Here is a 26,353-nt window from a genome sequence, read left to right on the forward strand (position 1 = left end):
CGTCATACCGCACGGGTATGACGGAAGCAGGTGGACGTGTTGCGCCGACCGGAGAACAGAACTAAATTCTGGTTATGAAGATCCGAGATCGGTTGCTGCTGGCGGCCGAGCGCCAGTTCGCCGAGCACGGAGCGCTGGACGCGACGCTCGCGCAGATCCGCGAGGCGGCCGGAGCGAGCGTCGGCGCGCTCTACCACCACTTCCCGGACAAGGCGGATCTGTATCGGCAGGTGTGGGCGCACGCGCTGACCGACTATCAGCAGCACTTCTGGGTGGTGGTCGGCCGGAGCACCGACGCGCGCGAGGGCATCACGGCGGGCGTGCGGGAGCATCTGCGCTGGGTGACCGAAAACCAGCACCGCGCAAAGGTTCTCACTTCGGCGCGGCCGCCCGGCGTGCGCGAGAGCGAAACCAACCGCACCTTCATGACCGACATCGCGCGCTGGTACCGCACCCACGAGTCCTACGGCGCGTTGCGCGCACTGGATCTGGATCTCGTCTACGCACTATGGCTCGGCCCCGCGCAGGAGTATTCGCGGCAGTGGCTGGGCGGCGACATCCGCATCGCGCCGACGCAGGTCGGCGCGGAACTCGCCGAGGCGGCCTGGCTCGCCCTCGACGCCGGATCGACATCGAAAAGAACGGAGCGGCAATGACCGTCGGCACCACAGCACTCGACCTCGACCTGGCCAAACAGGTCCTGACCGCGCAACCCTTCGCGAATCTGGTCGGCTCCGAACTCACCCGATTCGGCGACGGCGCCGCGACTCTCGTCATCCCGATCCGCCAGGAACTCGGCCAGCAGTTCGGCTTCGTCCACGGCGGCGTCCTCGCCTACGCGGCCGACAACGCCCTCACTTTCGCCGCCGGAACCGTACTCGGCGCGAACGTACTGACCGGCGGGTTCACCATCACCTATCTGCGCCCCGCCGCGGGGGTGCGATTGCGGGCGGAGGCTTCGGTCACGGCGTCCACGCGACGCCAGGCCGTGGTCAGCTGCGAGATCTACGCGGAATCCGAGGACGGGGAACCGGTGCTGTGCGCTGTCGCGCAGGGAACCACCCGCAGCGTCGAAAGGCAACTCGGCGACGCTTGATCGGGTTCACAGGGACGGTGGCGCATAGGGTTCACACGCCTCACATAGGCGGTGCCTATGTGAGGCGTGTACAGCATGTGTGGCACTAGTCAGGGGTGAGGGCCGGGCGCGGTTTTTCGTGCCCGGCCCGGATCCGGACTCACGCGGTGGCGGCGAACGCAGGACGGTTCAACGACTCCTCCACCACCGGCTCGATGGCGTAGGCCAGGATCTGCGCGACGTCCGCCACCGGCCGAACATCCAGCGCCGCAAGCACTTCAGCGGGCACCTCGTCCAGATCCGGCTCGTTACGCGCCGGAATGAACACGGTCTTCAACCCGGCTCGCTGCGCGGCGAGCAGCTTCTGCTTGACGCCGCCGATCGGCAGGACCCGCCCGTTCAGCGTGACCTCACCGGTCATGCCGACATCCGAGCGCACCTGGCGGCCGAGTGCCAGCGACACCAGGGCGGTGACCATGGTGACGCCCGCGGACGGACCGTCTTTGGGCACCGCGCCCGCCGGGAAGTGGATGTGGATGTTGCGGTCGAGCACCGACGGTTCGATGCCGATCTCCTCCAGGTGCGAGCGCACGTAGGTCAGCGCGATCTGCGCCGATTCCTTCATGACATCGCCCAGCTGGCCGGTCAGGGTGAGTGAGCGCTCGCCCTCGGCGGCGTTGGCCTCGATGTAGAGGACGTCGCCGCCCGCGCCGGTCACGGCAAGGCCGGTTGCCACACCGGGGACCGCGGTCCGCTCCACCGAATCCGGGGTGAAGCGGGGACGGCCGAGGTAATCCTTCAGATCGCCGAGACCGATGATGAGTCGGCCGGAAGAGATCGTCGGCGGCAGGTCGTAGCCGAGCTCGGGGTCGTAGCCCAAGCCGATGTCGGACACCGTTGCGCCGGAGCCGGCTTCGTCCTCCGAGAGCCGAGTCGCCGCTTTACGCAACGCCTTCGCGATCAGGCGCTCCATCTGCCGAACGCCCGCTTCCCTGGTGTAGTTCGCCGCGATCTCGCGCAGCGCCTCCTCGGTGATCGAAACCTCCTCGGCGGTCAGCGCGTTGCGCTCGAGCTGGCGCGGGATCAGGAAGTCGCGGGCGATCGCGACCTTGTCGGCCTCGGTGTAGCCGTCGACCGTGATCAGCTCCATGCGGTCCAACAGCGGACCGGGGATGGTCTCCATGACGTTGGCCGTCGCGATGAACAGCACGTCGGACAGGTCGAGATCCAGATCCAGGTAGTGGTCGCGGAAGGTGTGGTTCTGCGCCGGATCGAGCACCTCGAGCAGGGCCGCCGCCGGGTCGCCGCGGAAATCGGAGCCGACCTTGTCGATCTCGTCGAGCAGCACGACCGGGTTCATCGAACCCGCCTCCTTCATGGCGCGCACGATGCGGCCGGGCAGGGCGCCGACGTAGGTGCGGCGGTGACCGCGGATCTCGGCCTCGTCGCGCACGCCGCCCAAAGCGACGCGAACGAACTTGCGCCCCAACGCCCGAGCGACGGACTCGCCCAGCGAGGTCTTACCGACACCGGGCGGACCGACCAGGACCAGCACCGCGCCGGAACCGCGTCCGCCGACGACCTCCAGCCCGCGCTGCGCGCGCCGGGCCCGGACCGCGAGGTACTCGACCATGCGGTCCTTGACCTCGTCCAAGCCGTGGTGATCGGCGTCCAGCACCGCGCGGGCGGCGGAGACGTCGGTGGAGTCGGTGGTCTTCTCGTTCCACGGCAACTCCAACACGGTGTCCAGCCAGGTCCGGATCCAGCCGGTTTCCGGGCTCTGGTCGCTGGACCGCTCCAGCCTGCCGACCTCGCGCAGCGCCGCCTCGCGAACGGACTCGGGCAGGTCGGCCTGCTCCACGCGGGTGCGGTAGTCCTCGGCACCATCCGGCTCGTCCTCGCCGAGTTCCTTGCGAATGGCGTTGAGCTGCTGACGAAGCAGGAACTCGCGCTGGCTCTTCTCCACGTTCTCGCGGACCTCGTCACTGATCTTCTCGGTGACCTCGGCCTCGGCGATGTGCGCCTTGGTCCACTCGATGAGGGTGGTCAGGCGCTTGGCGACCTCGGGAGTCTCGAGCAGTTCGCGCTTCTGCTCGGGGGTCAGGTATGGCGCGTAGCCCGCGGTGTCGGCGATCGCCGACGGGTCGGTCAGCTGGTTGACCGCGTCGATGATCTGCCAGGCCTCGCGGCGCTGCAACACCGAGACGACAAGCTTCTTGTATTCGGCGGCCAGCTCCTTGGTCCGCCCGTCCGGCGCCGGATTCTCGACCGGCTCGGCCTCGACCCACAGCGCGGCGCCCGGCCCGGTGACACCGTGGCCGATCTTGGCTCGCCGCTCCGCCTTCAGGACCGCCGCGGGCGCTCCACCGCGCATCCGGCCGACCTGTTCGATGGTCGCGACGACGCCGTAGGAGGCATAACCCTCGGTCAGTCGCGGCGCGAGCAGCACTGCCTCGGTCTTGGCGGCGCGCGCGGCGTCGATCGCGGCCTGCGCCGATTCGTCCAGTTCGATGGGCACGACCATGCCCGGCAGCACGATCGGATCGGTCAGGAACAGCACCGGCAGATTCTGAGGTGTAGTCACGTCTTCGACCCTTCCAAAAGTTGAGCGATGCCTACTCAACCCCACCCGTTCCGTCTTTGTTCCGCCCTTCCTGGACGTTCGCTCAGAGCGAAGGAAGGGCCGTCTGTGACAGTTCCCGCTGCCGCGTTGACACCCTCGCAATCGCAATGAGAATGTGGGTGCCACTACAGCTCGCGGCACTAAGGGGATCCCAGGATGACCACTCTCGCCTCCGGGGTGTTCATCGACTGGGAAGAGCTCACCGGCCAGACGAAGTTCGTCGTCGACCTGGTCACTTTCCCGATTTTCAGCGCGCTCGCGGGCTGGCTGACCAACTGGACCGGCGTGCTGATGCTCTTCTGGCCGGTACAGTTCCGCGGCGTCCGCGTGCCGGGCCTGCATGTGCTGTACCCGTACCTGCCGCGGCGGGTGCAGGTCCTGCCGACCTTCTCCGGCGACGGGCGCCGACTCGGCTTCCAAGGCTTCATTCCGGCGCGCGCGGAGAAGATGGCGAGCATCTGCGTCGACAAGGCGCTGATGCGGATCGGCAGTCCCAGGGATTTCATCCACGAACTCGACCTGGACGGCATCGCCGACTACATCGCCGAGCTGGCGCGCAAGCAGGTGCAGCCGCTGGTCGACGAGGTGATGTACCGGGAGAACCCGGACCTGTGGCGCTCGGTGCCACGGCAGATGCGACAGGTCATCTACCAGCGGGTGGACCGGCAGCTGCCGAAGCTGTGCCGCCGGGCCTTCGATTCGCTCGGCGACAACATCGATCAGCTCATCGACATCAAGAGCTTCGTCATCCGCTACCTGCGCGAGAACCCGTACATCCTCAAGGATCTCACCACCACCATCGCGGCCCCCGAGCTGAAGTTCATGGTGCGCATCGGTTTCCTCGGCGCGCCGTTCGGCCTGCTGATGGCGCTGTATCTGCACGTGCACGACCGCATTCCGGTGCTCGGTTGGGTACCCGCCTGGGTGATCGTGCTGCTCAGCGCGGCGGCGATCGGCGTCGTCGTGAACGTCATCGCGGTGAAGATGGTCTTCGAGCCGGGCGATCCGCAGCCGCGGTACAAGTACCTGTGGCGCCAGGCCCTGCTGGCCAAGCGCCAGCCGCAGGCCGCGACCGACCTCGCGCGCATCCTGGCCTACCAGGTGCTCACGCTGCCGAACCTGGCCTCGGAACTGCTCGACGGACCGAACGGCGACAAGACCCGCCAGCTCGTCGAGCGGCTGATCTCGGAGGAGATTCACCGTCAGCTCGGGCCGACGCACTCGATGGTGCGCGCCGCGTTCGGCAAGCGGCAGTTCGACAATCTGAAGGTCGGCGCGGCGGGTGCCGCGGTGGCCTTGGCGCCGAGCATGATCGAGGACGAGGAGTTCGCGCGCGAGCAGGCGAAGAAGATCGACGAGTTCGCCGCGCGCAAGTTGCAGCAGCTGAGCCCGGGCGAGTTCATGGAGATGTTCTACGCCTCGGTGGAGCAGGACGCCTGGCTGCTGTACCTGCACGGCGCGGTGCTCGGGCTGGCCGTCGGCGCGGCCCACCTGGTGCTTTTCGGCTGGTAGGTCGCGCCGGAAATACAAGCACGCGTGCTTGCATTTTTTCCGCACCGCTGCGATGCTTGGTCACACCAGGCACACGCGGCGGTGTGCCCGCGATCGGCAAGGGAACTCATGGCTGACCTCGAGGCGCTGCTCGGCGATTTCGGCGACGAATGCGCGGACCTGGAACGACTTGTCGCCCCGCTGGCCCCCGCGGAGTGGGCCCGGCCGACGCCCGCGCCCGGCTGGAGCATCGCCCATCAGATCGGGCACCTGACCTGGACCGACGAGATCGCGTCCGTCGCGGCCTCCGATGCCGACGAGTTCGCGAAACAGGTCGCAGCCGCCGCGCCCAAGGCGCTGACTTTCGTCGACGAGGCGGCCGAGGAAGCCGCCGCGGCCCCGCCCGCCGAGCTGCTCGAGCGCTGGCGCGCCGGACGCAAGACCCTGATCGAGGCGCTGCGCGCCGTGCCGGCCGGGACCAAGCTGCCGTGGTTCGGCCCGCCGATGAGCCCGGCCTCGATGATCACCGCGCGGCTCATGGAGACCTGGGCGCACGGTCAGGACGTCGCCGACGCGCTCGGCGTGCCGCGCGAACCGACCGCGCGATTGCGCAGCGTGGCTCATCTCGGCGTGCGGACCAGGAACTTCGCCTATTCGGTGCGGGGCAAGACGGCGCCCGCCGAGGAATTCCGCGTCGAGCTCACCGCGCCGGACGGCACGGTGTGGACTTGGGGTCCGGAGGACGCGGCGCAGCGGGTGACCGGGCCCGCGCTGGACTTCTGCCTGCTCGTCACCCAGCGTCGCCATCCCGACGACCTGGCGGTACGCGCCGACGGCACGGATGCGCAGGAGTGGTTGACGATCGCCCAGGTCTTCGCGGGACCGTCCGGGGAGGGCAGGGCCGCAGGGCAATTCGCCTGATCACCGCCGAAATGGCAGGCAGCCCGGCCGGACACCGTCCGACCGGGCTTCACCCGACCCGATCCGAAAATTCGGGAGCGGGCGAGCGCCACACTTGGGTGCGCCGTTCGCGTCGACGGCCGGACGCCGTTGGCCGGGTGTCTAAGAGTGGCAGTCGAGAATGACGCTCGCCAGCTAAGCGATTTTTACCCTCTCTTCAGATGCCGGAAACATCCGTAGGGCGGTCTATTGTGATCCTGCTCGCACGGATGCCGTCCAAGATCGCGGAGCGTCGTAACCTGGACAGGCGTTCGGCTTTCAACGATGCGGGCCGACGACGCGAGGGGAGTCGGGGCGGAGGGAAAGGAACGCATCGTGACGGCACACAAGCCTGCTCAGATCGTGCGTCATACCGCGATCGTGCTGGCCGGTGCGGCCAGCCTCAGTCTCACCTTCGTCGCAGGCTCGTATATCGGGAACCAGATGGCCGACACCCAGTCCGCAGGCGCCGGGCAAGCCACGCCGCCGCCCGCACCCGTCGTCGAGCCCTTCGCGCCGCGTCCGGGCCCACGAACCGTCGACACCTTGCTGGCCGGTGAGACGCACGCGCTGCCGTCGCCCTACCAGGCATCCGTTTTTCCCGCGAAAGCCGTTGTGCCGCAACCAGATCCAGCTGCCACTCCGCCGCGGCCCGCCGGGGTCGGCGGGCGTTTGGGCCTCGGTAACGCCTACGTCGGCGCGCAGGTCGCCCCGGTCCGCACCGGCACCGTCGCGTTCACCGTCGACACCAACGCCTTCTCGACCCTCACCGGCCTCGTGCTGTCCGAACCCGTGCGCGACCACCTCGGCATCGACCTCGACCCCACCGGAATCACCCGGATCCGCACCGAAATCGACACCCGCAGCGGCGAAATCGCCCTCGTCCTCTCGGACGCCAACCTCGGCGAACACACCATCGAACTCCACCCCCACCCGACCCCGACGGACGAAAACACCCCCACCGACCCGGACGCCCCTGCGGGCAACGACATCCAGTCCGCGCCCTCGGCCCGAGCCGAATCCACCGTCACCCTCTGATCCGGATCCCGGATCAGGGGGCTTACGCACCGCTCGACGATACGAAAAGACCCGGCCCTATCGAGAGGCCGGGTTGGTGCTGTCACCGTAAGAGCCGGGCGGGACCACCGCCAACGCGTTTGCGCCGCACCCCGGTACTGTCGGCTGACGTGTACGACTTTTGCGTGATCGGGGGCGGAATCGTCGGGGTGGCGACGGCTCGGCGGCTGGTGGAGCGGAATCCCGGGGCTCGGCTGGTGTTGGTCGAGAAGGCCGGGGGGCTGGGGACGCATCAGACGGGGCACAACAGTGGGGTGATCCACTCCGGGATCTATTACGAGCCGGGGAGTCTCAAGGCCGAATTGTGCAGGCGAGGTGCGCGGTGGACGAAGGATTTCGCCGCGGCGCACGGGATTCCGTACGAGGTGTGCGGAAAATTGCTGGTGGCCACCGATGCCGCGGAGTACGAACGGATGCTGGCGCTATACGAGCGCTCGGTCACCAACGGGGTCGAGGTCGAACTCGTCGACGCCGCCGAACTGGTGCGGCGTGAGCCGCGAATCACCGGCGTCGGCGCGCTTTTCGTGCCGAGCACCGGCATCATCGACTACCGCGAGGTGACCGCGGCACTCGCCGAACAGGTCCGCGCGGCGGGCGGCGAGATCGTGCTCGGCGCGGAAATCACCGCCATCGAGGAGACCGACTCGGCGGTGACCATCACCGGCAAGACCGGCACGTGGACGGCCCGCACCCTGGTGGTTTGCGCCGGACTGCAAGCGGATCGGATGGCGCGGCTCGCGGGTCTGCCGATCGACTTTCGCATCGTTCCGTTCCGCGGCGAGTACTACCAACTGCCGCCCGAACGCGCCGGTCTGGTGCGCACGCTGATCTATCCGGTGCCCGACCCGAACCTGCCGTTCCTCGGCGTGCATCTGAGCCCGACCATCGACGGCGAGCTCACCGTCGGGCCGAACGCGGTGCTGGGTCTCGCGCGCGAGGGCTATCGAAAGGGCAGCGTCGACCTGCGCGACGCCAAAGAGGTCGTGGGCTTCCCCGGCGTGCACCGGGTCGCCCGCACGCACCTCAGGACGGGTCTGCGGGAACTGCGCAATTCCCTGTTCAAGCGCGGCTATCTGGCCGAATGTCGCCGCTACTGCCCGGAACTCACCGCCGCCGACCTGCGGCCGCGCCCGGCGGGCATCCGCGCCCAAGCGGTGTTGCGCGACGGCACCCTGGTCCACGACTTCATGATCGAACGCACCGCGCGCTCGGTGCACGTGCTCAACGCGCCCTCGCCCGCGGCGACCTCGGCCATGCCCATCGCGGAGTACATCGTCGACCAAATCTGACGCCACCTCGGCGACCGGCCGGTTCGGATATGGAAGGCGTACCTCCGCCTTCGCTCCGGCCACAGGCTACGGGCGGACGGCGTCCGGCTGTGTCGACCGGGCTACTGTCCGATTTGTGCCCAACCCCTCGAATAAAAAGGAGAGCTGTAGTACTTTTGTCCGCAGCCGTGGATCAGGGAGGGCCTATGGGCCACATCAAGTACGCGAGTGACGTCGGGGCACCGGTCGAGGTGGCATTCACGTACACGGACAACCATCTTTTCGTGCCGGATTGGATGTTCGGCGTCGCTTCCTTCGAACCCACCGGCGAGCTGGACCAAGGTCCCGGCGCCTGTTTCGCGACAACGGTCCGACTCGGCCTGTGGCATCCGAAGATCCCTTGCGAGATCACCGAATATCGCCGCAACGTGGTGATCGGGTATACGCTGCGTGGGCGGTTGTCGGGAACGCTGACGCTGCGTTTCGACCCGCTCGGCTATGGACGGTCGGTGCTGACCTCCGAAGCGGAGTACGCTGCACCTCGCGGCTTCCTCGGCCGCATGTGCGCGGGCTTGGTCGACAGTGCCGTGCGATCGGCGCTACGTCGCACCGAGTCTCAATTGCGAAGGGAGATAGAGGAATTCCACGGTACCGATCTTGTCGGTCGGATTGCGTAAGGTGCCAGCCATGATCATCGTGAGCACCGACGGATCCTGCCTCCGAAATCCCGGCGGCGCTATCGGCTGGGCTTGGGTCAATCATCAGGGGGGCGCCTCGCGCAGCGGGGGAGCCGCGACGGGGACGAATCAGATCGCCGAGCTACGCGCGGTCCTGGAGGCCATCGAGGCCCACCCCGGCGCCGAACCCCTTCTGATCGAAAGCGATTCGCTCTACGCGATCAAGTGCGCGTCGGAATGGATCTCGAGCTGGCGGCTGAACGGCTGGCGCACCTCGACCGGCGGCGCCGTCAAGAACGTGGAGATCATCAAGCAGATCGACCGCGCCATCGCGAGCAGGCCGGGTCCGGTCCGATTCCGTTGGGTGCGCGGCCATGTCGGCAACTACTTCAACGAGATGGCCGACACCCTCGCGGGCGAAGCGGCACGGAAGGCCGCCGCCTCGGCGTCCGTCGCCGAGGCCGACACCACCGAGCTCACCGCCGTGGAAACGCCGAAAACCACGGTGCCACTGGCGAAGACGACCGTTCCGCTCTCGGTGACGCTGGCGAAAAGCGCTGCACCGCAACAGCGGAATGCCGCACCGCAACAGAAGACCACCGGGCCGCGGGCCTCGGGGAAGGCGGTCGCGTCGGCTCCTCAGACCTTGACCTTGTTCTGAGCAGCTCCGCGACCGCATGCAGGACCGCCCGAAAGACCTCCGGCGGTGGTGACTGGGCCCACCGCCGGAGGCGCTTTCGGAGAACTGTCGAGTGATCAGTTGCCGGGTTGCGGCTGCGGCTGCTCCGTCGGGGCCGGAGCCGGAGCGGGCGCCGGAGCGCCGCCGGGCAGGCCGGTGCCGCCACCCTTCAGCATCGGCGAGTCGAGCTTGGCCACCTTCCACTTGCCGCCCTCGTTCTGCAGGTCCGCGACGATGACCACGAACTGCCGATCCGGCTGCTGCTGGGTGAAGTTGGTGCGGAACTGGGTCAGCGTCACCAGCACCTTGGCCTCGCTGGTGTCGCCGGACTGGTACCCGCACTGCACGTCGTCGGCCCAGGACTTGACCTGCGCCTGCTTCATGGCGTCGGTGAGCGCCGTGGTGGCGTCGGTGAATTCCTTCAGGAACTCGCCGGTGGAGCCCGCCTTGACCTTGTTGAAGTAGCCCTCGAGGTCCTTGGAGTAGTCGTAGACCGAGACGTCGCGGCCGAAATCGCACGCTGCGCGCGTCGCGTCGTTGACGGCGGCGAGCTCGTCCGACTTCTTCTGTGCCTGCTGGTAGAACACCACCACCGCGGTGACGGCCGCGACGAGCAGAATGCCCGCGACGAAGGCCGCGATCACCGGCAGCAGATTCGAGCGGTCCGGGCTCGCCGCGGGTGACGGCTTCGGCTTCGGCTCGCTCTTCGCCTGCTTCTCGCCCGCCTTCCCCAGATCAAGCTTGGCCGTCGCCGCGTCGCTCGCCCCCGCCGCGTCGGTCGCGGCATTCTCCTCGGCGGACTTCTTCGTGGTCTCGGCGTCTTTGTTGGTGTCGGCGTCGTCGGTGGACATCGATAAATCCTGCTCTTTCCCGGCGCGCGCACGCACCGAATCGGCTCGCCGGCCCGCATGCGCGAACCGTACGCGTTCTACCAGCGAGTATGCCGGGCCGACCGAACAGGCGGTGGCCCGGGTCACTCACCGCACCGGGGGAAGGGTCCGCTCGTTGGGATCCACGCCCGGCGGCATCTGGGCGCCGTTGTTCGGCACGTTCGGCCGCGGCGCGTTCGCGGCGCCTCGGATCTGCTGCCCCGGCGGCGGATTCACGCAGTAGTTCCACTTCGGGATGCTGCCGTCCTGGACGACCTCGTTGCGGATCTGCGGGGTTTCGTACGTGCAGTACGGCCGGGGCCAGATGTCGATGATCGCGTGGAACTCGCCGTCGTGCGCCGGGATACCGAGCGCCTCGGCGCCGAGCGCGAGCGAGGGGAACAGCGCGCGCAGCGCGGGCAGGCGCAACTGCGCGGCCTTGGTGATGGCGACGAAGTTGGTCGCGAGGCTGGTGATCGGGTCCGAGGTCTGGTCGAGCACCGCGCCGAGGCTCTCCAGCTGACCGGGGCCCGAGTCGAGCACGCCGACCAGTTCCGCGTTGGCCGCGTTGAACTGCGCGAACAGCTCGCCGGAGTTGGCGGTCAGGGTGGCGAGATCCGGCTGCGCCTGCGACGTGGTGTCGGCGATGGTGCGCAGGTTGGTGATCAGGCTGGTGGTCTGCGGCAGCAGCGAGTCGAGACCGGACGTCGCCAGGCTGATGCCGTTGACCAGGCCGCGCAGCTGATCGGGGCCGCCGCTGAGCGCGATGTCCAACTCGGCGAGGATGACGCTGAACTTGTCCGGATCGACCTGCGCGATCAGCGCGCTGGTGTTGTCCAGCACCGACCACACCGGCGTCGGCGTCTTGACCGTCTCGGGATCGAACTCGACAACCGCGCCGTCGGCCAGGAACGGGCCGTCCTCGGTGCCGGGCCGGAAGTCGATGTACTGCTCACCGGCGGCCGACAGCGCCTGCACCGCGACATCGGTGTCGACGGGGATCTTGTATCGCCCGTCGATCTCGGCCGTGGCGGCGATGGCCTGCCCGCGGTCGGTCAGCTCGATCGAGGTGACCTTGCCGACGCGGTAGCCGCGCAGCGTCACGTCGTTGCCGGGCTGCAGGCCGCCGGAACGGTCCAGGTTCACCGTCACGGTGTAGCTGGACCGCAGCGGATTGATCCGCATGACGCTCACCAGCAGGTACGACGCGCCGACGAGCAGCACGAGCACCAGGCCGACCCCCGAGAGGATCAGCTTGTTCGTCCAGAGCTTCGACACCGCGCTCATCGGTGGCCTCCCACCCGCTGCTGCACGAGCTGCAGCACCTGGATCAGGCTGCCCGCGAAGTCCTGCAGGTCTTCCAGGTTCGGCAGCCTGCCGTGCTGCGGATCGGTCAGCGCGCTCAGATCGAGGTTGGTCGCGGTCGCGTAGACGGCGAAGCTGCGGCCGCGGAAGGTGGCGTCCACCTTCGGGCGGATGTCGTGCAGACGGTCCATCAGCAGGCCGAAGTCGTCGCCCGTTCGCGCGAGCGCGTCCATCAGCGCCTGAGTGTTGGTCAGCAGGTTGCCCAGCTGGTCGCCCGTGGTGTCGGAGTAGTCGCCGAGCGCGGCGCTGGTGACCGAGATCTTGGTCAGCAGCTCGCCGATCGCCCGGTTGTTCTCGGCGACCGCGCCGATCATCTGGGGCAGCGTGTCGGCCACCTGGCCCAGTTCCGCGCGCCGCGAGTCGAGCGTGTTCGCCAGCGTGCTGAACTGGTTCAGCACCGCGTCGACGCGGGCGGTGTTGTCGTTCAAACTGCCGACCACACCGGTCAATTCGTCGATCAGGTGCGCGACCTGCGGCCCGCGCCCGCCGACGATGGAATCCAGTTCCGAGGTCAGCTTGGTGAGCGAGGCGATGCCGCCGCCGTTGAACAGCATGGACACCGAGATGAGCAGCTGCTCGACGGTGGCGCCCGCCGAGGTGTCCTCGATCGTCAGGGTGTCGCCGTCGTGCAGCATCGGCGCGCCCGGCTCGACCTTCGGCTTGGACAGCGCGACGAACACGTCACCGAGCGGGGTCGCCTGGCGCAGTTCCGCGGTGCTGCCCTTGGGCAGCTCGATATCGCTGCGGATGCTCAGGTCGACGACGGCCTGGAAGTTCTCGGTCGTGATGTTGGTGACCACACCGACATCCGAACCGCCGATCTTCACCTTGGCCTGGTCGGGCAGGTTCAGCGCGTTCTCGAACACCGCTTGCACGGTGTAGGTGTCGCCCGCCTGCCCCGGCTTGGGCAGCGGCAGGTCTTCGACCGTGAACCCGCAGCCGGAGGTGATGCCCACCCCGGCCACCGCGGCGATGGCGACGAGCGCCCTGCGTGCCTTGATCGTCATCCGGTACGTCATTTCGTCAGTCCAAGCAGTGCGGCGGTGAGCCCGTAGTCGGGTCCGAAGTCCTGCATATTTCCGGTGCGGCACCCGTCGGCCTTCATCTGGATCCGCTCGCAGAACAGGGCGACGATCTCGCCGTTGAGCGCGGTGCCGATGATGGCGTGCAGGCGCACGTAGCGACCCTCGCGGTTGACGATCCTGTCGATGTTCTGCATCGCCATCGGGGCCACGTCGGCGACCTCGACGAGGCCGTAGGCGTTGTCCCGCAGCTGGTTCGTGACGTTGGTCAGGCCCGCGAGGCTGCTGGCCAGCTCGCCCTGGTAGTCGCCCAGCGTGGTGCTCGTGTTGGCGAGGAAGTCGTTGAGCTGGTCGAGCGTGGCCTGGAGACCGGGAGCCTGCTCGGCGAGCAGGCCGGTCATCTGGGTCACCCGGTTGCTGAAATCGCGCACGGACTGGTCGTTCTCGGCCAGCATCGTGGTCAGCTCGTTGAGCTGGATGATGATGTTGGAGATCGCGTCCTTGTTGTCGACGCCGACCTTCAGCGCGCCGGACAGGGCGTTGAGGGTGTCGCGCATCTTCTCGCCGTTGCCGTTCAGCATCGGGTACAGCACCCGTCCGGAGAGCGGGCCGATGCCCTCGACACCCTCCTGCGGCTTGAGCGCCGCGGCGAACTGGTCGATGGTCTTGATCATCGTGTCCAGTTCGACGGGAGTCCTGGTGCGCGCCTTCGGCAGGTGGGTGCCGTCGGTCATCGTCTCGCCCTCGGTGTAGACGGGGGTGAGCTCGATGTGCCGGTCGGTGACGATCGACGGCGAGACGATCGCCGCCTCGGCGTTCTTCGGGATCTTCACGCCGGAATCGACCGAAAGGTGCACCTCGACGAGGGTGCCCTTCGGCACGATCTTGTCGACTTTGCCGACTTGGAGACCGAGCACCGTGATCGGGTTGCCCTCGTAGATGCCCGCGATGTTCTCGAAGTCGGCGGTGATCGTCATCGTGCCGCCGAGCGCGTCGTTGACCGAGGTCGGCAGCAGCGAGCAGCTGCCGACCGTGAGCGCCGCGGCGCTGATCGCGACCAGCTTGGCGGCGGTTTTCAGCTTGGCCGCGTGAGCGAATCTCATCACTGGCACCCCTCGATAGCTTGGGCGAAGCACAACCAGTTGTCCGGGAACAGCCACGGCAGACCCACGTCGCCGTACGGGCCGCTGCCACCCCACGAGTTGGCCAGGTAACGCACGGTCGGCGGCAGCAAGGACAGGATCCGGTCCAGATTGTCCTTGTTCTTCTGCAGGCCCTCGGCCATCGTGTTCAGCTGCTGGATGGTCGGGCCGAGCTGACCTTCGTTCTGCGCGCCGATCTCCTGCAGCTGCCTGGTCAGCGCCGCGATGTTGTCGAGCAGCTGACGCAGCAGGTCCTGGCGCTCCATCACCCGGTTGGCGATGGCCTCGCCCTGGGTGATCACCAGCAGCACGCTGTTGCGGTTCTCGCCGAGGATCGTGGTGACCCGGTCCAGGTCCTTGAGCAGCTGGTCGACCTCGCCGCGGCGGGTGTCGATCACCTTCGCCAGCGCGCCGACGCTGTCCAGCGCCTGCGCGGTCAGCTCGGGCGAGTCACCCATCGACTGGTTGATCACGTTCAGCGATTCGGCCAGCTTCGCGGTGTCGAGCGCCTCGAACTTCGGGGTGCCGATCTGCACCACGTCGGCGAGGTTGTACGGAACCGAGGTGTTGGACACCAGGATTCGGCCGTCCTTCAGGCCGGAGCCGTCGCCCGGATCCAGGTCGACGTACCTGGCGCCGAGCAGCGTCGCCATCTTGATCGAGGCCCGGGCGTCGGGGCCGAGCTTCACGTTGTTGTCGACGTTCATCGTGAGCAGCACGTGGCTGCCCTCGAGCTTCGCGCCGGTCACGGTGCCGACCGGAACGCCAGCGGCGTTGACCTTGTCGCCGACCTTGATCCCGGCCGCCTGCACGAACTCGGCCTTGACCGTCTGATCGCCGACACCGAGCATCCGGATGATGCCCGACGCCATCAGCAGCACCACGATCAGAGCGGCGCCGACGACGCCGAGCCAGAAGTAGCGGTTGCTCTCGAAGCGGTTCCTCATCTTCGCGATCATGGGCGGCACACCGCCGAGTGCGCGGTACCGCCGATTTGCGAGAACAGACCGCGGGGGAACAGCACGCCGTAGAGCGAGATGTCCAAGCCACAGAGATAGGCGTTCGCGTAGGCGCCCTCCGAGGTGTGCCTGCCCGCCGCCGAGAGGACGTGCGGCAGGTCGATCGCGGCCTGGTCGAGCTTGGCGCCGTTGTCCAGCAGCAGCGTCAGCGCGGCGCTGGTGGAGTTTTGCGCCGTCTGCAGCTTGGGCTGGATGTTGCCGACCATGCCGACCAGCGACGTGGTCGCGCTCGCGATCTGCTCGGTGGACGCGAGCAGGGACTGGCCCTGCTCGTACAGTCCGCCGATCAAGGCCCGGGTCTGCGTCACCAGGGTCTCCAATTCATCACCTCGTTTGGCCAAGCCCGCCATCACACCGGACAGGTTGGCGATCACGCCGGACAGAATCGCGTCGCGACGCTGGAAATCGGTGGCCAGCTGGGCGGCCTGCACGATGAACGAACTCAGCGAGACGCCGTCGCCCTGCAGCGCCTGGATGAACGTCTCCGAGAGCCGGTTCACCTGCTCGGGCTGCAGCACCTGGAACAGCGGCTGGAACCCGTTGAGCAGACCCGACACGTCGAACGACGGTTCGGTCCGCTCCAGCGGGATCGAGGCCTTGTCCTTCAGCGGCGCGGGGTTGGCCGCCTCGCCGGGGGCGAGCGCCACGTACCGCTGGCCGATCAGGTTCTGGTAGCGGACAAGGGCTTTGGTGTCGTCGTAGATGGTCTGGTCGCTCTGCACGATGAACGTCACGTTCGCGACCGACTTCTTCGTCCGATCGTCGCGGGCGAGCTCGATCTTCTCGACCTTGCCCACCCGCACGCCCGCCATGCGCACGTCGTCGCCTTCGCGCAGACCGAGCACATCGGTGAACGTCGCGGAGTAGGTCTTGGTATCGCCCGCGACGACCCGCGCGAGGGTGTTCCAGACGACCACCGTCACCAGGATGGAGACGATGGCGAAGATACCGAACCCGATCAGCGGCTTACGGATACTCATGCCTGCGCCTCGCTAGCGCTCGGCTCCGGCATGTGCATGGCACGCTGGCACATGATTCGCTCACTGCATTCACTCATCGAGCGGCACCGCCTTCGGACACTTCCATCGTTCCGCCCTTCAGAATCGAACTCAGCAGCAGGTACTCCGCGGTGGTCGGCTTGCGGCCGAGCAGCTTCTCGATCGCCGCGTCACCCTGGTAGGAGATCGGCCGGGCGTCCGCCGGAGCCGCCGCGGGCGCGGGGGCGGGGGCGGGCGGCAGCAGGCCGGGCAGACCGGGCAGCGCCGGGAACAGACCCTCGAGCGGGGTACCCGCGAACGGCTGCTGCGCGGTCTCCTGGAGGTCGGCGACGATCCGGCCCGGATCCGGCATGGTGACGCCGGGGATGAGCGGCAAGCCGGGCATCGGCACCACCGGAGGCAGCCCGGCGGCCGAGTCCAGCGCGCGCGGCCGCAGGTTCTCCGGCAGCGGCGGCAGCTCGTTCACCTCGGGCGCGGTGGCGCAGCTCGGTCCGGCCATCTCGTCGTAGCGCGGGCAGTCCGCGACGGTGTACGGCGTGTACGGCGTGAGCGTGATGCCCGCGTTCCAGATCTGCTGCTGCTGCGGGCCCCAGCGGAACGTGGTGTTCATCGCCCGGACCGACTCGCTCAGGTTCAGCAGCGTCCTGGTGATCGCGTCGGGATCGGCGGTGAGCGCGCCGAACAGGTCGGAGGTGCCGACGGTGACTTCCTTGCCGACGTCCGGGTTGCGGGCGAACAGGTCGTTCACGCGGTCCACGGTGCCGCTGGTCCCGGTGATCAGCGCGACGAGCTCGTCGCGGCGTTCGGCGATGGTGCTGGCGGTCTGCACCGAGCTGCCGAGCACGTCGAGCAGTTCGGGCGCCGACTCGTTCAGCGCGCGGAACGAGCTGGAGAAGTCGTTCAGGAAGACGCCGAGATCCGGGATGGACTCGTCGACGGCGAGCACCCAGCGGTCCAGCCGCTCGATGGTCGAGCCGGGCATCCGGCCGCTGCCGTCCAGCGCCTGCGAGAGGGTGCCGAGCACCCGGCCGAACTGCACGGGGTCGATCTTCTCCAGGATGTTGCGGACCGTGGTCAGCGTGTCCTGCAGCGCGATCGTGCCCTTGCTGCGGTCCTCCTCGATGACCGACCCTTCCTTCAGGTAGGTGTCGGACGGGCCGTTGAAGACCAGCTCGATGGAGGTGACGGCGAACAGGTTGCTCGGCACCACGCGGGCGGTCACGTTGGACGGGATGTCGCCCGCGTACTCGGGCTTGAGCTCGATCTGCACCTTCTGCAGTTCGCCCTTGGCCGCGACCTCGACCTCGTCGACCGCGCCGACCAGCACGCCGCGGAACTTCACGTCGGCTTCCGACGGCAGGCCGTCACCGGTGGTGGTCAGCTGCGCGACGACGTTGACCTTCGGCACGAAGTAGCCGGTGTAGCGCGCCATGAGGAAGGCGAGCACCAGCGCGAAGACGATCAGTCCGCACACGCCCGCGATCAGCAACTGCCGCATCGTGGGCCCGCGCCCACTGGGATCGATGATCATCTGGCCCTTACCCCGAGATCCGGATTCCGGGGTTGACGCCCCAGATCGCCAACGTCATGAAGAGGTCCGCGAAGACGACCAGGATGATGCACATCTTGATCGCCCGCCCCGCCGCGACACCGACACCCTCCGGGCCACCCGAGGCGAAGAAGCCGTAGTAGCACTGGATGAAGGTGGTGATCGCGACGAAAACGATCGCTTTGAGCAGCGAATACAGCACGTCGGTCGGTATCAGGAACTGATAGAAGTAGTGCGCGTAGGTACCGCTCGGGGTACCGCCGACCAACTGCACGGTCAGCGAGCAGGAGATGTAGGCGGTCGCCAGGCCGAGGCAGTACAGCGGGACGATCGCGACGATGGCCGCGAACATCCGGGTGCTGACCAGGTACGGCAACGGCCGGATGGCCACCGACTCCAGCGCGTCGATCTCCTCCGAGATGCGCATCGCGCCGAGCTGAGCGGTGAATCGACAGCCCGCCTGGGCGGCGAAGGCCAGTGAGGCGAGCAGCGGACCGAGTTCACGTGTGGTCGCGAACGCGGAGATCGCGCCGGTGATCGGGCTGAGGCCGAGCAGGTTCAGCGAGGTGTGGCCCTGGATGCCGACGGTCATGCCGCCGAACGCGCTGAGGATCACGATGACGCCGATGGTGCCGCCACCGACGACGAGGTTGCCGTTGCCCCAGGTGACGTCGGAGAGCAGCCGCCACACTTCTTTCGGGTACTGCTTGAGCGCCAGCGGAATGGAGCCGACGGATCGCAGGAAGAAGAACACCTGGTGGCCGAGCCGAGCGACGAGATCGACCGGCGCCTGCGCGGAACGCTTGAGTCCCTGGAGTGGCCGCAGCAGCGGTGGTACGTAGGTTGATGACACCGGCTCAGACCACCTGTGGGGGGAAGAGTGCGTTGTAGACCTGGGTGATGATGAGGTTCACGCCGAAGAGCATCAGCGCGGAGCTCACCACCGCCGAGTTGACCGAGTTCGCGACGCCGCCCGGGCCGCCTCGGGTATTGAGGCCGGTATCGCAAGCGATGATGGCGGCCAGCAGACCGAAGATCAGCGACTTCACCAGCGCGACGAGCAGATCGCGGGTCACGGCGAACGAGGAGAAGGTGCTGACGTACGAGCCGGGCGTGCCGCCCTGGGCGAAGATGTTGAAGATGTAGCCGGTCAGGAAGCCGACGAAGACGACGAAGCCGCAGAGCAGGACGCTGACCAACATCGCGGCGCCGAGCCGCGGCGCGACGAGGCGGCGCATCGGGTCCACGCCCATCACCTTCATGGCGTCGATCTCCTCGCGGATGGTGCGCGAGCCGAGATCGGCGCAGATGGCCGACCCGACCGCGCCCGCGATCATGATCGAGGTGACCAGCGGCGCGCCCTGCTGGATGATGCCGAGGCCGTTGGCCGCTCCGATGAACGACGTCGCGCCGACCTGTCCGGCCACCGCGCCGACCTGGATCGAGACGATGACGCCGATGGGAATCGCGACGAGCAGCGTGGGCGCCGCGGCCACATTGGCCATGAAGGCGCACTGACGCACGAATTCGCCGAAGGGGAACCTTCGCCGGAAGATGGCGAGGACGAGTTCCGCCACGGCGGCGATACCCATCGTGATCTGTCGGCCGAAGGTCTCCAGTGACCGCTTGGGATGGTCTTCCCAGTACGACCTCGTCCAATCGACCGCTTCACTTATCCGTGATCCCGTGGGAGGACTCTTGGTCGACTGCACTGGCTAACCCCTCTCGACGCCGGTTGCTCACCCCGACGACTTGTTTGCTTGACGCACCTTACTACGGAGTAGTGCAGAACACACCATCCCCATGTGATTGCAGTCATAGATGTGAGTCACCGTCGGGGAATGTCCTAGAGCGCGCGGTCAGGCCTTTGTCTTGCGTCCCAAAATAAAGCGTCCAGATTTTAGAACAAGTTACAGGTGGGACGCCTCTATATGGGCGTCGTCCACTATCACCGATCAATTACGCGGAAAATATTCATCTAAAATTGACGCCTTATTCGAGGGCTCCCGAATGCGTTCCAAACCGTTTGGAAACGCATTGAGCGTGTCATCCCGCGACCTTTGTTATAGATCCTAGCTATCACCATCACGATTCGGCGGCACCCGCCGGGACGAGACGCGCCCGAGACCGAATACTGACACGATGTATGCGACAGATTGATATCGTGCGGGCTTCCGACGTCTGGAGGGACATGTTCAGCAAACTCGCCAAGGCGGCCAACGCCGTCTTCGCCGTCGCCCTCGGTGCGGCGCTGCTCGGGACGGGCGCGAGCCCCGCGGCCGCCGCGCCCGGTCCGCCGGTGATCGGGGGCGGATCCGGCATCGTCATCGACAACATGTTCGAGTGCACCGTCACCACGGTTGGTCACGACAACGCGGGCAGACTGGTCGGACTCACGGCCGGACACTGCGGTGACCCAGGCGCACAGGTGTACGCCGAGGTCGATCGCGAGGCGGGTGTGATCGGTCGCTTCGTCTACTCCAACTCGGAACTGGACTACGCCGTCATCGAGTTCGAGCCGGGCGCCATCACCCCGGTCAACCGGATCGGCAACGTCACCATCACCGGGATCGGCGGACCGGCCCAGTTCCCGATGATCGTCTGCAAGGAAGGCCGCACCACGGGCAACACCTGCGGCATCACCTACGGCGACGTGTTCGGCACCAATATCGAGACCTGGACCCAGATGTGCGTCGTCGAAGGCGATTCCGGCGCACCCGTGGTCGCGGGCACGACCCTGGTCGGCATGGTGAACGCCTACCTGGCGATCGCGTGCTTCGGCCCCGAGGTCGGCACCAACATGAGCGCGATCATGAACGACATCAACGCGCGCGGCGGCATCGGCGCGGGTTACGTGCCGATCTGATCGGCCACAGCAGAGACCACGAGGAGCGGGCGGCATCGCCCGCTCCTTTTCTGTTACGCGGAACTCCGCGGACCCCGTGGAGCGTCGACGAGGCCGTGGCGTGGCGCGACGGCCGGGCCCGCGACCGCGCACTGCGGTAGACACTCGACGCTGGCCGGGTCCGGCGCCCGGCGCGGCGGACGCAGCAGCACGGCGGCGATCAGCGCGCCGACGGCAAGCAGCCCGACGCAGATCCACATCGCGGTCTCGAACCCGTCGTCGAACGCGGCCGGGTCGGTGAGCGAGCCGGAGATCCCCGCCAGCCCGGGCAGCGCGGCGACCGCGAGCAGCTGGGCGGTCCTCGCCACGGCGTTGTTCACGCCGGAGGCGATCCCGGCCTCGGACGCGGGCACCGCGCCGAGCACGGCGCCGGTCAGCGGGGCGACGAGCACCGCGAGCCCGAGTCCGAAGACCACCACGCCGGGCAGCACGTCGCCGACATATCCGGCGGCCGGTCCGATGCGCAGCAGCAGGATCAATCCCGCCGCCGCCAGTAGGGGGCCGAGCGTCATCGGGACGCGCGGGCCGTGCGCCTGAGCCCAGCGTCCCGCGGGCGCGGACAGCGCCAGCATGATCAGCGTGATCGGCACCGTGGCCAACCCGGACAGCAGCGGCGAATAATCCGCCACCAGTTGAAGTTCCATGACGAGCAAGAAGAAGACGCCGCCGAGCGCGGCGTAGACGGCCAGCGTCACCAGATTGGCCGCGGTGAACACCCGGGAACGGAACAGCGCGGGCGGCACAAGCGGATGATCGCTGCGCACCTCGATCACCACGAAGACCACGAGCAGCAGCACGCCGGAGACGGCCAGCAGCGGCATCGCGTCGATCAGTCCGAAGGTCAGCGCGCCGAGTCCCAGCGCGACCACCACCGCGCCAGGGACGTCCAGTCGCGCGGCGGCATTCGGATCGAAGCTCTCCGGAACGTGACGCAACGCCAGGACCACGACCACGGCGACCAGCGGCACGTTGATCAGGAAGATGGACTGCCAGCCCACCCAGTCGATCAGCCAGCCGCCGAGGAACGGCCCGAGCGCGCCCGCCACGCCGCCGAAACCGGACCACAGCCCGATCGCCGCGCCCCGATCGCGTTCGTCGAGCGACGAGGAGATCAGCGCGAGGCTGCCCGGGGTGAGCATCGCCCCCGCCACGCCCTGCGACACTCGCGCCGCCACCAGCATCTCGATGTTCACCGCCGCCGCGCACAGCACCGAGGTGACCGCGAAACCGACCGCGCCCCAAACGAAGACCTTGCGCCTGCCGAGCTTGTCGCCGAGCGAGCCGCCGAGCAGGATGAACGAGGCCAGCGTCAGGGTGTAGCCGTTGAGCGTCCATTGCAGACCGGCCACATCGGTGTCCAGCGACTCCCCGATGCGCGGCAGCGCGATGTTGACGACGGTGGCGTCCAGCGAGGCGACCGAGGAGCCGAGGATGGTGGCGAGCAGGATCCACCGGCCGGTCGCCGAACGCAACCGGGGTAGCTCCTGGATGGTGCTCACCGGTCCAACCTATAGGCGCTGCCGGACGTCAGTCCGTCGATAGCCCGCGCACGGCCGGAGCGCGGGTACGTCTCGCGGTCGTCAGAGTTCCTCGACGCAGACGACGAACCGGCGCTCGGAATACTCGAATCCGATGCCGCTGTCGCAGACGCTCGCGTCGGCGGCGCCCTGCTCGATGGTGGTCACCCGCACGCCCTGCGAGCCGCGCTCGGTGCAGTCGATCCGCTTCGGATCGTCGCCGCCGACGTCCATGCAGCCGCCGACCACCCAGTCGATGTCCAGGCACAGCGCGCCCTGCTGCACGCCGTTGATGGTCTCGGCGTAGTAGTTGTCGCGATCCGCCGGGCACGCCGAGCTGGTCTCGGTCTTGCCGATGACCTTGTAGTTGGACGCGCGGCTGCCGCAGGACGCCTTCGCGATGGTGGCGTTGGTCGTGGTGCCGCCGAGGGTGACGCAGTCGCCGATGGACGCCTCGAAATCGGTGCTGCCGCCGGTCGGCGTGGGACGGCCGGACGTCGGCCTGCCGCTCGACTTGGGGGCGGAGGTCTTCGGAGTGCTGGTGTTGACGGCGTCGACGGTCCCGCTGTCCAGCGCGGGCTGCGCGGTGCCGTCGATGGTCGAGCTACAGGCCACCAAGGTGAGCGCCGTGGCGGCGGTTCCGAGCGCGAGCGCGAGACCGGATAGCAGTTGACGAGACACGTACAGTCCTCCCGAGCTGTAACGCTCCGAACCTATACCCCCGTAAGAATCCGAAGTTGACGATCTGATCTTCAAATATCACGCCATGCATACACCATCACGGACGCGGTAGTCGAGTCGAAAGGGACACAGTCCAGGGGCGCTGCGGAAAGGCCTCGGCGGCAATGGACCTGGGTATGGTGGGCCCTACGGTGTGAAAGGGGTAGACCGTGAAGCTGATCAGCGCGATCATCTGCTCGACCGCCGCGGTGGGATCCTCGTTCGCACTTCCGGCTCTCGCTTCGGCAACCGATGCGCATTGCGGTTCGGAGCACGGTGTCGACGTCACCGTCATCGATGGTCGAGCCGGGTGCCGGGCCGCCACCGACTCGGACGGACAGGCGCGATCGGCCGGTTTCGACGGGGTGGGTTACGCGCGAGCAACCGCCGGGGCGATGGCGCTGGGCATCGGCGCGGCGGGCGGCATCGGCGCCAGCGAGGGCGCGGGCGGGATTCCGGTCGCGCTCGGCTTCGGCCCGGACGCGCTGGCACTGACCTCGATCACCGATCCCGACGCGGCGGACGGCACCACGATCGCGATCTCGATCGCCTTCGAAGGCTCGCGCGCGCAGGTCAGCAGCGAGGAACGCACCGTGGTGTGCCTCGGGTCCGCGGCCTTCGCGTGGAACGCGGCCACCGGTGCGTCCTGCCTCGCGACGCCGTTCGGCCGCTGGGTCGCGTCGCACTGAACGTGCCGGTCGAACCGCGGCCGTGGGCGTCTCGTAGGTAAGGGCATGGCGACAGAGACCGCCGCACCGGCTCCGCCGCGGTTCTTCGCACTGCACGCGCTCGCGGCCGGGCTGGACTTCGAGCGGTATTTCCGGTGGCGGCGGGCGCGCGAGGGTGATCCGTTCTACGTCAGGTTCCCCGGCTTCGGCGCGGTGCTGTTCACCGGAACACCCGCGGGCGCGCGTGAATTGTTCCGCGCCCCGATCCACCTGCTCGAACCGCCGCGGCCGAATCCGATCGAGCCGCTGGTCGGACCGGCCTCGCTGATTCTGACCTCGGGCGCCGTGCACCGACGGGATCGGACCTTGCTCGCGCCTGCCTTCCACGGCGCGCGGATCCGCGCCTACGGCGAGCTGATCCGGACCGCGACGCTCGACGAGATCTGCGACGGCCCGACGCCGTGGCGTCCGGGTACGCGCGTCGATTCGCGCGCCGCGGCGCGGTCGATCACGCTGCGGGTGATCTTGGAGGCGGTCTTCGGCGTGCGCGCCCGCGAACGACGGGCCGCGTACACCGCCGCGATCACCGAGTTCCTCACCGCCTTCTCCGGCCCGCTGCTGCTCGCGCCCGCCCTGCGGCGCGGTGCGTTCGGTCGGGCGCCGTGGGATCGGTTCGTCGCAGCGCGCGCCCGCTTGGATCGACTGATCCGCGAAGACCTCGCCGAGCGCGAAAGCACTGCGCGCCAAGACGACCGCGACATCCTCGGCCTGCTGCTGAGCGCGCGCTACGACGACGGAAGCGCACCCACCGACGCCGAGCTCGGCGACCAGCTGCGCACCCTGTTGGTCGCCGGGCACGAGACCACGGCGACGAGCCTGGTCTGGGCGCTGTACCACCTGCACCGTGTACCGGAGACCCTGCGCACGCTGTGCGCGGAGCTGCGCGAGGCGGGCGATACACCGACGGAAATCGCGGCGCTGCCCTACCTCGACGCCGTCTGCCAGGAGACGTTGCGCCTGCATCCGCCGGTGCCGATCGTGCTGCGCCGGGTGACCGAGCCGTTCGCGCTGCGCGGCGTGCGCTTGGCCGCGGGCGAGACGATGGGGCTCGCGCTACCCCTGCTGCATACCGACTCGGGCATTTGGGACAATCCTGAGCGGTTCCGTCCCGGACGGTTCCTGGACCGTCGCTACGGCCCGTTCGAGTTCGCACCCTTCGGCGGCGGACATCGGCGCTGTGTCGGGGCGAGCCTGGCCGACTACGAACTGCGCATCGCGCTCGCCACGGTGCTCGGCCGCGTGCGGCTCGCGCTGCCGCCGCGCTACGCGCGCGGGCGGGCGCCGCTCTCGGTGCCGCACAACATCGCGACGGGACCGCATCGGTCGATCCCCTTCGACGTCCTGGCGTGATTTCTGTCACGAAACTGTTTGATCTTGCAGAAAACCGGACGGACCGCAGGTTGCCGCACTTGCACCGGACTTGCGGACCTGACCGGGCCGTTTGACCGAACTCAGTGATCGGCTTTGACTGATGTGTCCCAGGACACATCTGACCAATAGGGCGAATAACCGGATATTGGCACTGGCTAGCTGTCGCATCCAAACGGTAGGAATGAACAGGGGTCGGGCGTCAATACCCGTGGGGTGCTTCGAAGGCCCCCGTCAGTATCCGTGGCAGCTCCGATGGACCCGTGACGTCCGCGCGCGGGCGCCGAGCACCCACACCGATGAGACATCTCGCCCGCGTACGCGCGCGCGAGAGCTGGAATGGACGAATAACCTATGCATGCCGCTTCGAACAACAGAACGCTGTCGACTTTCCGCGAGGAAGGACGGCTAGCCCGCCGGATCCGGCGGGGCGTTCTCTTGTCCGCGGCGATCGCGGCGGCCGGTGCCATGATCGTCGCTCCCGCTCAGGCCGAGCCGGGCATCCCCGGAGTCGGTTCGGGATCGGCGGCCGCGGCCACCGATCCCGCCCCTCAGGCCAACTTCGCGCCGCCGAGCATCAATATCGCCGACGGCGAGACGGTCGGCGTCGCGCAGCCGATCATCATCACCTTCCAGGAGCCGGTGACCGATCACGCCACCGCCGAGAAGGCCATCAAGGTCACCTCGTCGAAGGACGCGCCCGGCCACTTCTACTGGTTCAGCGACAAGCAGGTGCGCTACCGGCCGAACGACTTCTGGCCGGACAACACCGACGTGACGGTGGTGGCGGGCGGCACGACCAGCTCGTTCCGCATCGGCGACGCGCTGATCACCACGGCCGACGACACCACCAAGACCGTGACCGTCACCCGCAACGGCGAGGTCGTGATGGAGATGCCGGTCTCGATGGGCAAGCCCAAGTACGAGACCCCGAACGGCATCTACATCGTCGGTGAGCGCCAGCGCAAGATGATCATGGACTCGTCGACCTACGGCGTCCCGATCGACGCTCCCGAGGGCTACAAGCTCGAGGTCGAGTACGCCACCCGCATCTCCAACAGCGGCATCTTCGTGCACGCCGCCCCGTGGTCGGTCGGCCAGCAGGGCGTGTCGAACGTCAGCCACGGCTGCCTGAACGTGAGCACCGAGAACGCCCGCTGGTTTTTCGAGAACGCGCAGAAGGGCGATCCGGTCATCGTTCAGAACACCGACGGCGGGACGCTGAACTCGCGCGACGGCCTGGGCGACTGGAACTGATACCCGGCCGATAGCCAACGAAACGCCGACCGCGCACTACCGCGCGGTCGGCGTTTTCGTCTCTA

At 67.9% G+C, this 26,353-nt stretch carries 24 protein-coding genes; 12 read left to right on the plus strand and 12 right to left on the minus strand.

Features of this window, described 5'->3' with window-relative positions; all coding sequences use genetic code 11:
- The first annotated feature begins 74 nt into the window (after positions 1 to 74).
- Complete coding sequence (locus tag T333_RS02640; RefSeq protein WP_496423579.1) at positions 75 to 656, plus strand: TetR/AcrR family transcriptional regulator; 582 nt, start codon at positions 75 to 77, stop codon at positions 654 to 656.
- Positions 653 to 1,096: a PaaI family thioesterase gene (locus T333_RS02645; RefSeq protein WP_357245534.1), complete on the plus strand. Its 444-nt coding sequence runs from the start codon at positions 653 to 655 to the stop codon at positions 1,094 to 1,096. The genes T333_RS02640 and T333_RS02645 overlap by 4 nt, the downstream gene beginning before the upstream one ends.
- Positions 1,097 to 1,235: 139 nt before the next feature.
- Here T333_RS02645 and lon read toward each other — a convergent pair whose 3' ends face one another.
- Positions 1,236 to 3,599, minus strand: coding sequence for an endopeptidase La (lon, locus tag T333_RS02650; RefSeq protein ID WP_496424123.1), 2,364 nt, complete (start codon positions 3,597 to 3,599; stop codon positions 1,236 to 1,238).
- 255 nt (positions 3,600 to 3,854) lie between these two features.
- On the opposite strand from lon, the gene T333_RS02655 reads away from it, so the two are divergent.
- From T333_RS02655 to T333_RS02680, 6 genes are all read left to right on the plus strand, one after another.
- Complete coding sequence (locus tag T333_RS02655) at positions 3,855 to 5,210, plus strand: DUF445 domain-containing protein (RefSeq protein ID WP_357245540.1); 1,356 nt, start codon at positions 3,855 to 3,857, stop codon at positions 5,208 to 5,210.
- 108 nt (positions 5,211 to 5,318) lie between these two features.
- Positions 5,319 to 6,110 (plus strand): TIGR03084 family metal-binding protein, encoded by a 792-nt coding sequence (locus T333_RS02660; protein WP_496423580.1) that lies wholly within the window; start codon positions 5,319 to 5,321, stop codon positions 6,108 to 6,110.
- A 354-nt stretch (positions 6,111 to 6,464) separates the two neighbouring features.
- Positions 6,465 to 7,166 carry a hypothetical protein gene (locus tag T333_RS02665; protein WP_496423581.1) on the plus strand — a complete coding sequence of 234 codons (702 nt, stop codon included), beginning with the start codon at positions 6,465 to 6,467 and terminating at the stop codon, positions 7,164 to 7,166.
- Between the two features lie 164 nt (positions 7,167 to 7,330).
- On the plus strand, positions 7,331 to 8,494 hold the full coding sequence (gene lhgO / locus T333_RS02670; RefSeq protein WP_496423582.1) for an L-2-hydroxyglutarate oxidase: 1,164 nt from the start codon (positions 7,331 to 7,333) through the stop codon (positions 8,492 to 8,494).
- Positions 8,495 to 8,679: 185 nt separating this feature from the next.
- Positions 8,680 to 9,150 (plus strand): SRPBCC family protein, encoded by a 471-nt coding sequence (locus tag T333_RS02675; protein WP_496423583.1) that lies wholly within the window; start codon positions 8,680 to 8,682, stop codon positions 9,148 to 9,150.
- A 10-nt stretch (positions 9,151 to 9,160) separates the two neighbouring features.
- On the plus strand, positions 9,161 to 9,811 hold the full coding sequence (locus T333_RS02680) for a ribonuclease H family protein (protein ID WP_354998331.1): 651 nt from the start codon (positions 9,161 to 9,163) through the stop codon (positions 9,809 to 9,811).
- A gap of 95 nt (positions 9,812 to 9,906) precedes the next feature.
- On the opposite strand, the gene T333_RS02685 is transcribed toward T333_RS02680, so the two are convergent.
- The 9 genes from T333_RS02685 to T333_RS02725 form a co-directional block, all read right to left on the minus strand.
- A complete protein-coding gene (locus T333_RS02685) occupies positions 9,907 to 10,680 on the minus strand; it encodes a hypothetical protein (RefSeq protein WP_354998330.1) in 774 nt (257 codons plus the stop codon).
- 126 nt (positions 10,681 to 10,806) lie between these two features.
- Positions 10,807 to 11,985: an MlaD family protein gene (locus T333_RS02690; protein ID WP_354998329.1), complete on the minus strand. Its 1,179-nt coding sequence runs from the start codon at positions 11,983 to 11,985 to the stop codon at positions 10,807 to 10,809.
- Positions 11,982 to 13,070, minus strand: coding sequence for an MlaD family protein (locus T333_RS02695; protein ID WP_354998328.1), 1,089 nt, complete (start codon positions 13,068 to 13,070; stop codon positions 11,982 to 11,984). Before T333_RS02695 ends, T333_RS02690 begins: the two co-directional genes overlap by 4 nt.
- Positions 13,071 to 13,078: 8 nt before the next feature.
- The gene (locus tag T333_RS02700; RefSeq protein WP_496423584.1) at positions 13,079 to 14,188 is read right to left on the minus strand and encodes an MlaD family protein; all 1,110 of its coding nucleotides are present in this window, start codon (positions 14,186 to 14,188) and stop codon (positions 13,079 to 13,081) included.
- On the minus strand, positions 14,188 to 15,174 hold the full coding sequence (locus T333_RS02705) for an MCE family protein (protein WP_496423585.1): 987 nt from the start codon (positions 15,172 to 15,174) through the stop codon (positions 14,188 to 14,190). Before T333_RS02705 ends, T333_RS02700 begins: the two co-directional genes overlap by 1 nt.
- 8 nt (positions 15,175 to 15,182) lie before the next feature.
- Positions 15,183 to 16,226, minus strand: coding sequence for an MCE family protein (locus tag T333_RS02710; protein WP_354998326.1), 1,044 nt, complete (start codon positions 16,224 to 16,226; stop codon positions 15,183 to 15,185).
- A gap of 73 nt (positions 16,227 to 16,299) precedes the next feature.
- A complete protein-coding gene (locus tag T333_RS02715; RefSeq protein WP_496423586.1) occupies positions 16,300 to 17,775 on the minus strand; it encodes an MCE family protein in 1,476 nt (491 codons plus the stop codon).
- Positions 17,776 to 17,782: 7 nt separating this feature from the next.
- The gene (locus T333_RS02720; protein ID WP_357245559.1) at positions 17,783 to 18,646 is read right to left on the minus strand and encodes an MlaE family ABC transporter permease; all 864 of its coding nucleotides are present in this window, start codon (positions 18,644 to 18,646) and stop codon (positions 17,783 to 17,785) included.
- A 4-nt stretch (positions 18,647 to 18,650) separates the two neighbouring features.
- Positions 18,651 to 19,505, minus strand: coding sequence for an MlaE family ABC transporter permease (locus tag T333_RS02725; RefSeq protein WP_067786264.1), 855 nt, complete (start codon positions 19,503 to 19,505; stop codon positions 18,651 to 18,653).
- A 479-nt stretch (positions 19,506 to 19,984) separates the two neighbouring features.
- Here T333_RS02725 and T333_RS02730 point away from each other — a divergent pair, with 479 nt between their 5' ends.
- Complete coding sequence (locus T333_RS02730) at positions 19,985 to 20,659, plus strand: S1 family peptidase (protein ID WP_354998323.1); 675 nt, start codon at positions 19,985 to 19,987, stop codon at positions 20,657 to 20,659.
- 53 nt (positions 20,660 to 20,712) lie between these two features.
- Here T333_RS02730 and T333_RS02735 read toward each other — a convergent pair whose 3' ends face one another.
- Together T333_RS02735 and lppU are read right to left on the minus strand one after the other, a co-directional pair.
- Positions 20,713 to 22,197 (minus strand): MFS transporter, encoded by a 1,485-nt coding sequence (locus tag T333_RS02735; RefSeq protein WP_496423587.1) that lies wholly within the window; start codon positions 22,195 to 22,197, stop codon positions 20,713 to 20,715.
- 81 nt (positions 22,198 to 22,278) lie between these two features.
- Complete coding sequence (gene lppU / locus T333_RS02740) at positions 22,279 to 22,896, minus strand: LppU family putative lipoprotein (RefSeq protein WP_357245565.1); 618 nt, start codon at positions 22,894 to 22,896, stop codon at positions 22,279 to 22,281.
- Between the two features lie 209 nt (positions 22,897 to 23,105).
- Here lppU and T333_RS02745 point away from each other — a divergent pair, with 209 nt between their 5' ends.
- The 3 genes from T333_RS02745 to T333_RS02755 all read left to right on the plus strand — a co-directional run bounded on the left by T333_RS02745 (position 23,106) and on the right by T333_RS02755 (position 26,288).
- Positions 23,106 to 23,624 carry a DUF6764 family protein gene (locus T333_RS02745; protein WP_496423588.1) on the plus strand — a complete coding sequence of 173 codons (519 nt, stop codon included), beginning with the start codon at positions 23,106 to 23,108 and terminating at the stop codon, positions 23,622 to 23,624.
- Positions 23,625 to 23,669: 45 nt separating this feature from the next.
- On the plus strand, positions 23,670 to 25,013 hold the full coding sequence (locus T333_RS02750; protein WP_496423589.1) for a cytochrome P450: 1,344 nt from the start codon (positions 23,670 to 23,672) through the stop codon (positions 25,011 to 25,013).
- Positions 25,014 to 25,385: 372 nt separating this feature from the next.
- A complete protein-coding gene (locus T333_RS02755; RefSeq protein ID WP_354998318.1) occupies positions 25,386 to 26,288 on the plus strand; it encodes a L,D-transpeptidase in 903 nt (300 codons plus the stop codon).
- Positions 26,289 to 26,353: the final 65 nt, after the last annotated feature.

Source organism: Nocardia sp. CNS-044 (assembly GCF_059570515.1).

Coding starts and splice junctions, on each gene's coding strand:
- T333_RS02640 (WP_496423579.1), top strand. CDS start 75: ATGAAGATCCGAGATCGGTTGCTGCTGGCGGCCGAGCGCCAGTTCGCC.
- T333_RS02645 (WP_357245534.1), top strand. CDS start 653: ATGACCGTCGGCACCACAGCACTCGACCTCGACCTGGCCAAACAGGTC.
- lon (WP_496424123.1), bottom strand. CDS start 3,599: ATGGTCGTGCCCATCGAACTGGACGAATCGGCGCAGGCCGCGATCGAC.
- T333_RS02655 (WP_357245540.1), top strand. CDS start 3,855: ATGACCACTCTCGCCTCCGGGGTGTTCATCGACTGGGAAGAGCTCACC.
- T333_RS02660 (WP_496423580.1), top strand. CDS start 5,319: ATGGCTGACCTCGAGGCGCTGCTCGGCGATTTCGGCGACGAATGCGCG.
- T333_RS02675 (WP_496423583.1), top strand. CDS start 8,680: ATGGGCCACATCAAGTACGCGAGTGACGTCGGGGCACCGGTCGAGGTG.
- T333_RS02680 (WP_354998331.1), top strand. CDS start 9,161: ATGATCATCGTGAGCACCGACGGATCCTGCCTCCGAAATCCCGGCGGC.
- T333_RS02685 (WP_354998330.1), bottom strand. CDS start 10,680: ATGTCCACCGACGACGCCGACACCAACAAAGACGCCGAGACCACGAAG.
- T333_RS02690 (WP_354998329.1), bottom strand. CDS start 11,985: ATGAGCGCGGTGTCGAAGCTCTGGACGAACAAGCTGATCCTCTCGGGG.
- T333_RS02695 (WP_354998328.1), bottom strand. CDS start 13,070: ATGACGATCAAGGCACGCAGGGCGCTCGTCGCCATCGCCGCGGTGGCC.
- T333_RS02700 (WP_496423584.1), bottom strand. CDS start 14,188: ATGAGATTCGCTCACGCGGCCAAGCTGAAAACCGCCGCCAAGCTGGTC.
- T333_RS02705 (WP_496423585.1), bottom strand. CDS start 15,174: ATGAGGAACCGCTTCGAGAGCAACCGCTACTTCTGGCTCGGCGTCGTC.
- T333_RS02710 (WP_354998326.1), bottom strand. CDS start 16,226: ATGAGTATCCGTAAGCCGCTGATCGGGTTCGGTATCTTCGCCATCGTC.
- T333_RS02715 (WP_496423586.1), bottom strand. CDS start 17,775: ATGATCATCGATCCCAGTGGGCGCGGGCCCACGATGCGGCAGTTGCTG.
- T333_RS02730 (WP_354998323.1), top strand. CDS start 19,985: ATGTTCAGCAAACTCGCCAAGGCGGCCAACGCCGTCTTCGCCGTCGCC.
- T333_RS02750 (WP_496423589.1), top strand. CDS start 23,670: ATGGCGACAGAGACCGCCGCACCGGCTCCGCCGCGGTTCTTCGCACTG.
- T333_RS02755 (WP_354998318.1), top strand. CDS start 25,386: ATGCATGCCGCTTCGAACAACAGAACGCTGTCGACTTTCCGCGAGGAA.